Annotated in this window: 10 protein-coding genes; 7 read left to right on the plus strand and 3 right to left on the minus strand. The window is 36.9% G+C overall.

The features are described from left to right. Positions 1–9: 9 nt before the first annotated feature. Both rfbF and BMX21_RS13860 read left to right on the plus strand, forming a co-directional pair. On the plus strand, positions 10–783 hold the full coding sequence (gene rfbF / locus BMX21_RS13855; protein ID WP_027203421.1) for a glucose-1-phosphate cytidylyltransferase: 774 nt from the start codon (positions 10–12) through the stop codon (positions 781–783). Between the two features lie 47 nt (positions 784–830). Beyond that, positions 831–1,859 carry a GDP-mannose 4,6-dehydratase gene (locus BMX21_RS13860; protein WP_092045362.1) on the plus strand — a complete coding sequence of 343 codons (1,029 nt, stop codon included), beginning with the start codon at positions 831–833 and terminating at the stop codon, positions 1,857–1,859. Between the two features lie 99 nt (positions 1,860–1,958). Here the strand turns inward: BMX21_RS13860 and BMX21_RS13865 are convergent, their stop codons facing one another. Continuing rightward, positions 1,959–3,020, minus strand: a complete 1,062-nt coding sequence (locus BMX21_RS13865; RefSeq protein ID WP_092045364.1) for an SGNH/GDSL hydrolase family protein — start codon at positions 3,018–3,020, stop codon at positions 1,959–1,961. A gap of 223 nt (positions 3,021–3,243) precedes the next feature. On the opposite strand from BMX21_RS13865, the gene BMX21_RS13870 reads away from it, so the two are divergent. The 5 genes from BMX21_RS13870 to BMX21_RS13890 all read left to right on the plus strand — a co-directional run bounded on the left by BMX21_RS13870 (position 3,244) and on the right by BMX21_RS13890 (position 10,992). Then, positions 3,244–4,683 carry an IS5 family transposase gene (locus tag BMX21_RS13870; RefSeq protein ID WP_092045366.1) on the plus strand — a complete coding sequence of 480 codons (1,440 nt, stop codon included), beginning with the start codon at positions 3,244–3,246 and terminating at the stop codon, positions 4,681–4,683. Between the two features lie 182 nt (positions 4,684–4,865). Then, on the plus strand, positions 4,866–5,834 hold the full coding sequence (locus BMX21_RS13875) for a glycosyltransferase family 2 protein (RefSeq protein WP_092045406.1): 969 nt from the start codon (positions 4,866–4,868) through the stop codon (positions 5,832–5,834). 38 nt (positions 5,835–5,872) lie between these two features. Further along, positions 5,873–6,874, plus strand: coding sequence for a radical SAM/SPASM domain-containing protein (locus BMX21_RS13880; RefSeq protein ID WP_092045369.1), 1,002 nt, complete (start codon positions 5,873–5,875; stop codon positions 6,872–6,874). Positions 6,875–6,937: 63 nt separating this feature from the next. Continuing rightward, positions 6,938–9,097, plus strand: a complete 2,160-nt coding sequence (locus tag BMX21_RS13885) for a DUF2142 domain-containing protein (protein WP_092045371.1) — start codon at positions 6,938–6,940, stop codon at positions 9,095–9,097. Positions 9,098–9,123: 26 nt separating this feature from the next. Further along, a complete protein-coding gene (locus BMX21_RS13890) occupies positions 9,124–10,992 on the plus strand; it encodes a DUF6044 family protein (protein ID WP_092045373.1) in 1,869 nt (622 codons plus the stop codon). A gap of 85 nt (positions 10,993–11,077) precedes the next feature. Here the strand turns inward: BMX21_RS13890 and BMX21_RS13895 are convergent, their stop codons facing one another. Together BMX21_RS13895 and BMX21_RS13900 are read right to left on the minus strand one after the other, a co-directional pair. After that, the gene (locus BMX21_RS13895) at positions 11,078–11,614 is read right to left on the minus strand and encodes a GNAT family N-acetyltransferase (protein ID WP_177174050.1); all 537 of its coding nucleotides are present in this window, start codon (positions 11,612–11,614) and stop codon (positions 11,078–11,080) included. A 147-nt stretch (positions 11,615–11,761) separates the two neighbouring features. Further along, the gene (locus tag BMX21_RS13900; RefSeq protein WP_092045377.1) at positions 11,762–12,877 is read right to left on the minus strand and encodes an SGNH/GDSL hydrolase family protein; all 1,116 of its coding nucleotides are present in this window, start codon (positions 12,875–12,877) and stop codon (positions 11,762–11,764) included. Positions 12,878–13,009 lie beyond the last annotated feature (132 nt).

The raw sequence follows: 13,009 nt of genomic DNA on the forward strand, positions 1-13,009 counted from the left end.
GTTTAATGTATGAAAGTAGTACTTTTGGCCGGGGGATATGGCACAAGAATAAATGAAGAAAGTCATTTAAAACCAAAGCCGATGATCGAGATTGGTGAGAAGCCTATTTTATGGCACATAATGAAGGAGTATTCTCACCATGGCTATAATGAATTTATTATATGTGCAGGTTATAAGCAGTACGTTATTAAGGAGTGGTTTGCCAATTATTATCTTTATAACTGCGATGTAACTTTTGATCTGACTGATGATAATCGAATGACGGTTCATAATAATGCAGCTGAGCCCTGGAAGGTAACAATAGTCGATACAGGCCTTGATACCATGACGGGTGGACGTATTAAGAGGGTACAGAAATATATCGGTGATGAAACATTTATGCTGTCATATGGCGACGGAGTAAGTGATATCAATATGAATGATATCCTGAAGTTCCATAAGAGCCATGGCAAGGTTGCTACGATTACTTCTGTTAACATAGGTCAGCGTTTTGGAACTATGGAGATGGAAGGCGACAGAATATCTTCTTTCAGAGAGAAGAATGAAACTGATGGCAGCCGTATCAATGCAGGATATATGGTTTTGGAACCTGAGATATTTGACTATATCGAAGGAGATAATACTATCTTTGAAAAGGATGTATTAGAGCGCCTTGCAAGCGAAGGACAGCTCATGGGCTATCGCTATGACGGCTTTTGGCAATGTATGGATACAAAGAGAGAAAAGGACAGGCTTGAAGCTTTATGGGCAGGCGGTAATGCACCATGGAAGACATGGGAGTAAAATTGTAATAATAGTTTTTGTAACTAAGAAGGGCAGATGATATTAGCATGGTAGATATAAGTAAGAGATATTTAATTACAGGCGCAGCGGGATTTATAGGATATCATTTATCAAGAAGGCTTTTGGAAGCGGGAGCTTCTGTTATTGGCTTTGATAATATGAATGACTACTATGATGTATCTCTTAAGGAGGAACGTTTAAGACTCCTTAAGGATGTATCATCAAAAGTAGGTAATGATAACTTTACTTTTGTTAAGGGTAACCTTCAGGATAAATCCGTCGTTGATCAGGTGTTTGGAAAATATCACCCTGATATTGTGGTCAATCTTGCAGCTCAGGCAGGTGTCAGATACTCTATAGACCATCCTGAAAGCTATATAGAATCTAATATTATCGGCTTTTTTAACATTCTTGAAGCCTGCAGACACAGTTATGATAATGGAGCATTAGGTGTAGAGCATCTTCTTTTTGCATCATCAAGCTCTGTATATGGTGGTAACACTAAGGTGCCTTTTAGTACAGAAGATAAGGTTGATGAGCCTGTAAGCTTATATGCAGCGACCAAGAAGTCCAATGAGCTTATGGCACATTCCTATTCAAAGCTTTATGGAATACCATCTACAGGGCTTAGATTCTTCACTGTATACGGTCCTCTTGGACGCCCTGATATGGCACTCTTTAAATTTACTAATAAGATATTAAAGGGAGAACCTATTCAGATATACAACAACGGAGATATGAAGAGAGACTTTACCTATGTTGATGATATCGTTACAGGTATCATGAATATGCTTCCTTGTCCTCCGGCTGATAATGGTAAGGGAGCACGTTATAAAGTCTATAATATAGGCAATAATCATCCAGAACCTCTTATGAACATGGTTTCTTTTTTGGAAGAAGCTCTTGGTATAGAAGCCCAGAAAGAGTTCCTTCCTATGCAGGCTGGAGATGTATATCAGACTTTTGCTGATGTATCAGAACTTGAAAGAGATTTTGGATTTAAACCGGATACATCCCTTAGAGATGGTATTAATTCTTTTGTAAAGTGGTACAAAGAGTATTATAAAATAATATGAGAGCTATTGGTTTTTGCATTAGCAGAGTAATATTATAATTACATTAAATTAAAAAAAGGCTTCTTGAACATTTTGTTTTGCTCAAGAAGCCTTTAGTCTTTAGTAATTATCAATTTTATATGGATTGTCTAGATATGTGTCATCTAGACCTAGCTGTCTATTGATAAGGTGTGTTACTACTGCGGCAAATACTTTTCTGCCTCGTGGTGTAAGATGTATTCCATCTTCTGCAAGGTAATCTTTGGCAGTATAAGTATCCAAATCCATAAATCTACCATGATATGCATCAAATATTATGCATCCTTCGTTCTCTGCTGTCTGTATACAGTTACCTGCATATTCTTCATATGTAGCATAGGAGTTATGGTACATATTACCATCACCGAGGAATGCGCCATCCTTCCCCCAGAACTGACAATATATCGGAGAGCAGCATACTATTCTTGCTTTCGGACTTGCTTGTGATAGCTGGAAGAGAGCTACATGCATGGCATTAACATAGCATGAAACATTTTTACTATCAGTAGTATCAGCCTGTGGTCTGTTTGAAAGGAAATCATTTACTCCATACTCTACGACATAATAATCGACTTTTGCTGGGTCTATGCTATTTGCAATATCAGCTACGCCATAGTAATCAAATATTGAACTGTCTCCGCGACCATTCAGGAATTCAGACACGTTATAGAATGAGGCATCGCTGTATTGGTATTGTTCACCTACTTTTGTAGATGCAGTAGTTCCGCCGCATCCAAGATTATATACGGTATAACCGGTAGAGTTATGGACAAGATCTGAAATAGAAGTTCCATCTTCTCTTCCGTTGGCAAACTGACTGTCTCCAAGGAATACGATTACTACCTGCCCGTCACCTGTAGGATCATTAAGTACAGTTGTACTACTTTCGGATGCTGTATCAACCTGTTCAGTTGATGAAGCTTCTGTTGAAGCATTGGCAGCAATATCTGCGGTACTTGCTTCCAGGGATGATACTGTGCTTGAAGCTTCAGTTGCTGAAACAGAGGATACAGATGCACTGTTTGAAGCGTTTGCAGAATTTGATTCGGATGCAGCTTTCTTTACTGTAGTATCAAAACTGCAGGCTGACAGCATAGACGCACCAAGCAAAAGCGCTGTAAGTCTTGTTAGTCTTTTTTTCATAATATTCTCCAATCGTATATATTTCACTTAACCCTATATACTAGCGTGTTAAAAAACACATATATCATCATATCACATGTCACGATATCCTGCCTTAATTAGTGCGTACTCAACAATTAATAACCCTTGATATTGCTGACTTTGCGGGCATTTCATTAGATAATAGATGCAAGGAAAACACTGATTTCACTTCAAAAACTTTGCACTTCTCACGGAGAATCCCATGTATAAAAAGAATCAAAATCGTCAGATTACTCTCAAGGATTTTAACCAGCCTCTTGGATTGAAACTGGATCCTGAGAATAAATGGATAAAGAAAGCTGCCATCATCCCATGGGATGATATCGAAAAAGAATACGCCGATTTATTTCCGTCAGAGTGTGGAATGCCGGCAAAGCCTCTTCGAATGGCACTTGGTGCTCTTCTCATTCAGAAGAAATATGACTATTCTGACAGAGAGCTTGTGGAACAGATCCAAATGAATCCGTACTACCAGTACTTTATTGGCCTCCCAGGATTCCAGCTAGACCAGCCGTTTGCACCATCTCTTCTTGTTGAGTTCCGTAAGCGCCTTACTGAAGAAAAGCTGGCAGAGATCAATGAAATGATCATCCGAAACAATAAACATGACGATGACAACACTCCTTCAGATAACAGTGGCAGTGATTCGCAGAAACATGATGATACTGCTAACACAAACGATGGAACACTTATCATTGATGCAACATGTGCTCCACAGAATATAGCCTTTCCTCAAGATGTTAATCTTCTGAATAAAGCAAGAGAAAATCTTGAAGAAATTATCGGATCTGTCTGCTATGAGTACAACCTCAAAAAACCAAGGATGTACAAGAAAAAAGCCAGGAAGGACTATCTTGCTCTGGCAAAGAGCAAGAAGAGATCCTCAAAGAAGATCCGTAAGGCAATAAAGAAGCAACTCCAGTACATACGCCGAGACAGGAATTACATCGATCGGCTCTCAAGCTATGAATACTATCCTGATGAAAAACAACTGGAACGCCTTGAAATTCTGGATAAGCTCGTTGAACAGCAACAGTACATGTATGACAACAAAACTCATACAGTAGAGAACAGGATTGTCAGTATATCTCAGCCATACATCAGACCTATTGTCAGAGGAAAGAGCAAGGCGCCTGTTGAGTTTGGCGCAAAGCTTGACCTAAGTGTAGAGAATGGTCTTGGCAGGATAGAAAAGATATCCTTTGAAGCTTACAACGAAAGCGAAGTGCTGATTCCAGCAATAGAGAACTACTACAAGCGTAATGGACATTATCCCGAAAGAGTTCTTGCAGATAAGATATACAGAAACAGAGTCAATCTTGCGTACTGCAAGGAGCATGGAATAAGGCTTGCTGGTCCAGCTCTTGGAAGGCCTGGCAAGGATACAGTCATCGATAAGCATACAGAGTACATTGATAGCGTAGACAGGATCGAAGTTGAGCGTAAATTTGGATTATCAAAGCACAGTCATGGACTGGGCTTGATCATGACAAAGCGCGAAGATACTACACGCAGCTCAATAGTGCTGTCGATCATCTCAATGAACCTGGATAGCCTACTAAGGCTTTCTTTGTTCCAAAAATTGATTTTGATATTTTCAAGGTACAATTGTTGTTATATTTTATGCGAAAACATCGGCTGAAAAATCAACCGGTTGCTGAGCATACACTAATTATAAATGAAAATAAAAATACAATACTTGCACTAATATGGTATAATATCGTCGGTGGCTATGCTTACATGGCAGAATGTTTTCTGCTTATAGTCATAAAGAATGAAAAAAGCTCTTTTGAAGCAAAATATTATTTTGAATCGAGGACAGATATGGATAAGATTGCGGTACTTATACCGTGTTACAATGAAGAAAAAACTATTGAAAAAGTAATTAAAGATACTCAAAAATATCTTCCTGAGGCTGTTATCTATGTTTATAATAATAATTCCACAGATAGGACAGAGGAGATTGCTAAATCCTGCGGTGCTATTGTAAGGAATGAATATATGCAAGGGAAGGGCAATGTTATACGTCGCATGTTCCGCGAGATAGAGGCTCAGTGCTATGTTATGGTAGATGGAGATGATACATATCCTATGGAGTCTGCATCTGAGATGGTAGATAAGGTACTTAGTCATAATGCGGATATGGTGGTTGGAGACAGACTCTCTTCAACTTACTTTACACAGAACAAGCGTCCTTTCCACAATTTTGGAAATAGCATTGTTAGAAGCTCTATAAACAGGCTTTTTGACTGCGATGTAAGAGATATAATGACAGGTTATAGAGCTTTCAGCTATGAATTTGTTAAGACTTTCCCTGTTTTGTCCAAGGGCTTCGAGATTGAGACAGAGATGACAATTCATGCAGTTACTAATAATATGCAGATAGAAAACGTTGTAATAGAGTATAGAGACAGACCGGAAGGATCTGAATCTAAGCTCAATACCTACTCAGATGGTTTTAGAGTTATAAGGACTATCTCACGCCTTTATAGAGATTATAAGCCTATGCACTTTTTCTCAGCGATGGCGGTTGTACTTGCTATTTTGGCAATAGTTTTTATTATTCCTGTGTTCAAGGAATACTGGGAGACTGGACTTGTTCAAAGGTTTCCTACTCTGATCGTATGTGGTTTTACAATGATTGCTGCCTTGCAAGCCTTTTTTAACGGTATGATGCTTCAGAATATGGCTATTAATAATCGCCGGGTTTTTGAGATGCAGCTTAATGGACTTCACAGGAAGAAGATGTCAGTTATATCTGAAGAAAATAATAATAGCAAAATCAATCAATAATTTAGAATAGTTTAAACTATAGAAAGAAGTAATAAGTTATGCCAATCAAAGTAAATAGTTTTATGGGAAAACTTGGCTGGAACGCCAGAAAATATTTTCCAAATCTTGCCAGCAATGCTTATCTTAAACTTCAGTTTCTGACAAGGTCACGTGCTCAGAAGAAATATGTCGACTATTTTATGAATAGTCCTGAAGTTCCAAAGCCTAATGTGGTCAATATTGAGACTATAAACAGATGTAATTCTACCTGCGCATTTTGTACAGCTAATGTGCATGCAGAAAAGCGCCCTTTGGCAAAGATCGATGATAATCTGTATCGTTCTATCATTGATCAGCTTGCTGATTGGGGATATAAGGGTCATCTTACACTTTATGGCAATAATGAGCCTTGGCTTGATACTCGTATCGTAGAATTTCATAAATATGCGAGAGAGAAGCTTCCGGATAGCTTTATATTTATGTCTACTAATGGATTGATATTGACACTTGAGAAGCTCAAAGAGATACAGCCTTATATTAATCAGCTCATCATCAACAATTATTCGATGGAGATGAAACTTCATCCCAATATACAGAAGATATATGATTATGTTAAGTCTCATCCTGAAGAATTCAAAGATATCGATATTCAGATTCAGATGCGATATCTTCAGGAGGTTCTGACTAACAGAGCAGGAAGTGCTCCTAACAAGAAGGCAACCGAGAAAGTTATAAAAGAAACCTGTCTTCTTCCATTTACTGACATGTGGATCATGCCAAATGGTAAGATAGGTCTTTGCTGTTGTGATAACTTTGAAGTGACGGATTTTGGTGATCTTAATATAACACCTCTTAAGGAAGCTTGGGGAAGCCCGAAGCTTATGGCTGCTAGAAAAGATATCGCTTTAGGCCGTCAGAATTATAAATTCTGTACGCATTGTGATTTTATTGATGCAGGATTTCGAATGCAGCTTGTAAAAGCAATACTTGAACACGGTGAAGATGCTGCACACAGTATTGGTGGTCAGGAACGTATGAAAGTTTTTAATCAGGAAAAATAATCTTAGATAAAGGCGATTTTATGAAAATAAGATCGCCTTTAATAAACTAGAGGGGAAATCATTTTGGCTGGATTTATTACTAAAGAAAACGTTAATGCTAAAGAGAAGAAAAATATTATCCTTCGCTATATAGTTTCTGTTATGATACTGATGCTATTAGTACTGATATGGCCCCTTTCTGTATTTCAGACAGTAGATACTGATATCAATAATCGTCTTTTAAAAGAAGACGATTCATATACTTATTACTATATCTCATCAGGTGAATATATCACTACAGTATTGCATGGAGATGGCTCATATATAGATAAAGGTTCTGTCAGGCTTCGTTTTCAGGAACAGGTATCTCAGGAAGCCAGTATGCACTTTTATATGTATGATCCTGTGGGAAATATGGTTGTAGATCAGCATATAGATCTCTTTCCAAGACCTGACAATGATGTTTATGATATTCCTTTTGGCATAACCATGAACAAGGGTGATGGTTATCAGTTTATTATTGCGCCGGATAACGAGTTTACAGTGGGTATTTATTGTCTTGTAGGGTCTACAGAACCTGCTGTTGTAATGCATAGTGCTGACCAGCTTGTATCTAAGACTCCTGTAACAGTAGCAGGGATTCTTAAACTATGTATATGGATATGTGGCTTGCTTAGTATATGCGTACTTGTTGGATCATCTTTTGTTGCACCTTTATATAAAGGCGATACCTTGATAGGCGGTAAAGCGTTTATCTCAGCAATCATATCACTGGTTACAATGATTGTCTATGGTCAGTATTTATTTGATCATAATATAGAATCAGATGAAGGCCTTATAAAAGGCGCATTCTTCATAGTGATTCTTATGATACTTGCATTTATGGGGGTGTTTGCGGATAGGTTTAAGTTATTTATATATGGGTTTATTATACTGGCAGTAGGAAGTATTTATATTTTAACCTTTCCGGCAGGTTCCATCCCGGATGAAGTCAACCATTTTTATAGAGCTTTTTCATTATCATTTGGGAATCTTCAGTCTGTTAAGTTTAGTGATACAAGTGTTGGGGCAGTTCTTCCTGTAGCTATACAGAATCTTTCTGATGCGAAAGCGGTATTTGATTTTACAGACACAGCGCAGATAGATTTTAATAATACAAGTTTGTATGCACCTGTGTGCTACATTCCGCAGATAATTGGGATAAGAATTGCTTTATTATTTACAAGTAGTGTACATTCCGTATTTATGGCTGCCAGATGGTCAGGCTTTATAGGCGCATTTATTCTTTATATGATTGCTCTTTTTGTTATGCCTACTGGTAGAGAATTCCTGTTTACAATAATGATGCTTCCTATGACGATTCAGGAGATGACAGGTGTAACTTCTGATGGAATGACCAATGCTTTAGCTTTTGTATTCATTGCTTTAGTACTTAATAGAGCTGTTTCAATTAACACCTTTTCAAAAAAGGATTTGGCTATTATTACAGCTCTTGGTACGTTGGTTGGAATGTGCAAGATAGTCTATATTGTGTTGTTGCTACTTGTACTATTGATTCCTGTTAGTGATTTGTTAGAAGCTACAGACAAACATCATAGTAAGAAAATTGGTAATACCGGACTTATATACAGTATTATGCTTGGTATTCCTGTAATCATGTGCCTTATGTCTAATGTTTTCTTCGGTCAGAATCTAGTATCCAATGGAGAGAATATGGAAGCTGGAGCACAGATTGGATACGTACTTACTCATATACCTGCTACAATGATGACTGTTATAAGATCATCTGTAGAATACGGCATGCAGTGGATAGGAGAGATGACAGGAGATTATTTAGGACAGCTTAATATAAGGACTCTTCCTGTAGTGACTATTGTTCTTGTTCTATTACTTATAGCTTCTTCTAAGAATATCAGATTACCGAAGAGATTAGGATCAGTTAATGCTATTTGGATATATGGACTTATCAGCGTATTTGGATTCTTACTCATCCTTGGAAGTATATATGTCACTTGGAATACTGTAGGGGATTTTCTCATAAGAGGAATTCAGGGAAGGTATTTTTTGACAATATTACCGGTATTTGGTTTATTGGTTGCTGCACTTGGCTCTAAAAAAGATAATAGTGATGTAGATGGACATCTTTCTGCATTCTATGATTATCATGTTGAAACATATATACTTTTATTGATCAATATGATAGTAATAGTAGATGTATACACTTATATGATTATGAACGGATGAAGGAAGTACCTTGAGGTTTTTAGCATATGAAAACTTTTTTTGACAACATAGGCTTCTTTTTTAGAAGGTTTTGGTATTTTATTTTTATAGGCCTGTTTTTTGTTTGTACTATAGTTCTTTATAAGACAGCTGGTGCAGGTAGCTATTTTGCTATTCATGACAATCTGGATCTTTTCATTCCTCAGTATCAGATGATGAAGAATGATGAGACTTTTTTTGCTCTTGTAGCGGGAACGGATTTTCTTGATAATATTAGCAGAAATGTACTTCCTTCAGAGTTTTCACTTTATACGATACTTTATATGATATTACCGGCAGGAAAGGCATATGTTGCGGGGTATTTTATAAAGATTCTGATTGCTATGATCGGAGGAATGCTCCTTGCGTATGATATCCTCACTAATGAGGGGATAGATGAATGGGTAAGGCATGGGGTATATTATGTACATCCTGTCAAAAACGATTATTCGTCCACTATGGCGATTGCCATTCTTGTTTCATTTGCCTATGGGATACTTAACCTTTTCCCAGCATTTGGAATACCCTTTGCAGCAATTCCTCTTATCATATATCTATTAAGGTCGGTATACAGGGAACCTTCATTTTTAAAATATTTATTGATCTTTTGCTACCCTTTTCTTTCCTACTTTTCATATCATGGAATTTTTATTATGGGTTATCTTATGATTGCTATTATCTGGATGTGGATAAGGCATCATGAATTTCCAATAAGACTCTTTGTATCTCTGGTTCTTTTAGTTGTAGGATCAGTTGTTTTTGAGTATAGACTTTTCATGACAATGCTCTTTTCAGGCGAAGTGACTATAAGGTCTTCGATAGTTCAGGCGGATATGTCGCCTATTTCAATTGTATTTGAAACATTAAAAGTCTGGGCAAATGGCATGATGCATGCCAATGATGCACATGTATATATTGTTCTTCCGGTATGTGTTATTTACTTTTTTTATCTGAATGCTAAGTATATACGTAGTAATAATGCGTCTGGGATTGTTCATGATTATTTCAACTTTTGCGCTGTTGCGATTGCATTTAATAGTATTATTTATGGATTGTACTTTTTTGCTCCTATTCGGAAATTGTTTGAACTACTGATACCTCCGCTTAAGGGTTGGCAATTCAATAGGACTATATTTTTTAATCCATTTCTCTGGTATGCTTCTTTCATGATAGTATGCTATAGAATATGTAAATCCACCAGGCAGAATTCAGTTAGTCAAAGGCGAGGTTTTTGGTTTAGAGGTCTTGTATATCTGATGGTACTGGCTTCTATAGCTGTTATAATAATCCAGCCAGCTCTTCCATATGGTCAGGATGCGAGATATGATGATATATATTACACAGCATATGGAGAGTATTATAAACACAATCATGATGGTAAGACTCCTGACAATAATCTGAGTTTGGAAGAGTTCTATGATCCACAGCTTTTTGGAACATTAAAAGAAGAAATTGGATACATAGAAGGAGAACAGTGCGCTGCCTACCTTATGTATCCTGCGCAGCTTGAATATAATGATATATCAACTCTTGATGGCTATCTGGGATTTTATTCACAGGACTATAAGGATAAGTGGCGTAATGTGATTGCACCGGCGCTTGATCTTCAGCCAGCATCTGCTGATTATTTTGATAACTCAGGGATAAGATGCTATCTGTATTCAGGTGATCATGTATCTGTGCCAATGTATACCAAGGATTTAGGCGGGATAACACAAGATAATTTATATATTAATAATGTTGCTCTTGCAGCTCTTGGATGTAAGTATATTTTTTCACGTGTAGAGATAACTAATGCTCATGAGATAGGGCTTGAACTTATAACGTCGAAGCAGGGAATTGCATACAAAGTTTACGTATACAAGCTAAGTGTATAGAACAGAAAAACCGTCTTGGCATACTCAAGGGCTGCGGAGGCGGTTTTGCTTATGAATGAATAATTGAATATCAATCTTTGATCATTCAATTATTCTGATTTTTGAACTTTGCTAAAAAATATTCATCGAAGGGCTTGTTTTCTACCCATATATCTTCTTTGAATAGGCCTTCAATACTGAAACCGCCTTTTTCGCATGCTTTTACTGAAGCGATGTTATCTGCCATGATTCTACAATATACTTTGTTAAAACCTAACTGCTGAAGACCAAAATCAGAAGTTAGTCGGGCCATTTCTGAACCACGACCGCCACCTGCATATTGCTCTTCTCCGATAAGCATACCATATTCACATTTTTTGTTGTTTCTATCAAAATTGATAAGATATGTACTTCCAATTCGCACATTGTCAGCTTTGTCCCATACAACAAACTGAGTAACTTCATCGGTCATGACTTTATTTTTGATCCAATTGCGTTGACCTTCAACGGTGAATGGTTCTTTGATGAAAAAGCGTGACATAACATAATCACTGTTGCGCCATTTCACAAAAATTTCGGCATCGTCTAAAGTCATTGGTGTTAGAAATATTTTCTCACCTTCTATTTTTATTTTTTCGTCCATTAGAAAAATCCTTTCATTGATGATTGATACTTTGATGATGATCAATTTAGATAACATCATGTACTAGAGTATAATATTAGCATTAAATACTTTCTTTTGCTAATTAATTGAAAATGAGACGATGTAGCACCGTCTCATTTGTATATCTTAGTAGTTTGCTATAGAAAGAGGAATATTAATATCACCTTCATTTTCTGAATCATAGATTCCCATATCGTCAAGGATGATTCGTCTTAGTGCTTTAGCATACACAACACGCCCCTTATAGGATAAGTGAACGCTATCCTCAAGGTACTCTTTATAGGTGTATGAATTGAGATTAAATGCTCCTCCGCCTATCGCATCAAGTTTTCTTGCCCCTATATTGTCTGCAAGCTTGAGTGCATAGTCGGCATAATACGCAAGAGATCCTAGTCCTTTTGTGACATTATATGCATCTCCCATATCTTTGCCGGATCCATTATAGAATCTACAATAGCATGGCGTGCATATAATAAAATGAGCATACGGAGATATTTCTTTAAGGAGTTTTATTCCTTGATTAAGAGCTCCATAAAAAGTATGTTCATCGTATGGATTCTCTTCATTGTACATGTCTACAGCAGTATAGTAATCATTATAACCATATTCAATGATATAATAGTCAACTATCTCAGGCTTAATGGTATCAAGGACAATGTTGAATTCTTGGTTAAGTATATTTGAGTAACGATCAGTGCTAACGTCTCCTCTTAGCATATGACATATTGCAGTAAAGTTGGCTTCTTCATAATCGTTTTCGCCATTGCTTGTATTAAAACCATTTTGCGATCTTTCGACAGCAGCACATGTTCCACCTACGCCAAGATTGTAATGGAGGGCGTTCATTTCTTCTCCTACAAGTTCAGAAATAGATGTACTGGAGTTTCTCCATCTGTCGAACTGACTGTCCCCTATAAAAACAAGTTGAAGATCACCATCAGGGACAGGTTCATTTCCACCGCCGTATGGATCTTTTGTAACGATGGCTTGTTCTGTAGATGCAGTGCTTGTAGCTTCTGCATTATAAGTGGAATCTGTAGCAGATGAATCTGAGCTTAAATACTCTTCAGAAGCAGAAGAGCTATTGATGGAATTGTTAGAAGTAGTAACAGAAGGATTGATTACTGCAGATAACTCTTGGCTACTTACTTCTAGATTAGAAATAGAAGGAGAAGCACAACCTGTGATCAAAGTAACTGAAACTAAAAGTGAAGCAACTGATAAAAAGTTATGTGACGACATTTTTTCCTCCCCATTATAAAATATTACAAAAATATTACAATTATAATAATAACATATATAAAAAAATTGTCATCCGATTGGTTAAAAGTAATAAATAATAGATTTTTATAACGATTGCGCTTATAATATTCT

Source organism: Butyrivibrio sp. TB, from assembly GCF_900110805.1.
GTDB classification, from domain to species: Bacteria; Bacillota; Clostridia; order Lachnospirales; family Lachnospiraceae; genus Butyrivibrio; species Butyrivibrio fibrisolvens_C.

What these genes read in the sequence shown, in the direction of transcription:
- BMX21_RS13860 (WP_092045362.1), top strand. Translation starts at nt 831, where the DNA reads ATGGTAGATATAAGTAAGAGATATTTAATTACAGGCGCAGCGGGATTT.
- BMX21_RS13875 (WP_092045406.1), top strand. Translation starts at nt 4,866, where the DNA reads ATGGATAAGATTGCGGTACTTATACCGTGTTACAATGAAGAAAAAACT.
- BMX21_RS13900 (WP_092045377.1), bottom strand. Translation starts at nt 12,877, where the DNA reads ATGTCGTCACATAACTTTTTATCAGTTGCTTCACTTTTAGTTTCAGTT.
- BMX21_RS13880 (WP_092045369.1), top strand. Translation starts at nt 5,873, where the DNA reads ATGCCAATCAAAGTAAATAGTTTTATGGGAAAACTTGGCTGGAACGCC.
- rfbF (WP_027203421.1), top strand. Translation starts at nt 10, where the DNA reads ATGAAAGTAGTACTTTTGGCCGGGGGATATGGCACAAGAATAAATGAA.
- BMX21_RS13870 (WP_092045366.1), top strand. Translation starts at nt 3,244, where the DNA reads ATGTATAAAAAGAATCAAAATCGTCAGATTACTCTCAAGGATTTTAAC.
- BMX21_RS13895 (WP_177174050.1), bottom strand. Translation starts at nt 11,614, where the DNA reads ATGGACGAAAAAATAAAAATAGAAGGTGAGAAAATATTTCTAACACCA.
- BMX21_RS13865 (WP_092045364.1), bottom strand. Translation starts at nt 3,020, where the DNA reads ATGAAAAAAAGACTAACAAGACTTACAGCGCTTTTGCTTGGTGCGTCT.
- BMX21_RS13890 (WP_092045373.1), top strand. Translation starts at nt 9,124, where the DNA reads ATGAAAACTTTTTTTGACAACATAGGCTTCTTTTTTAGAAGGTTTTGG.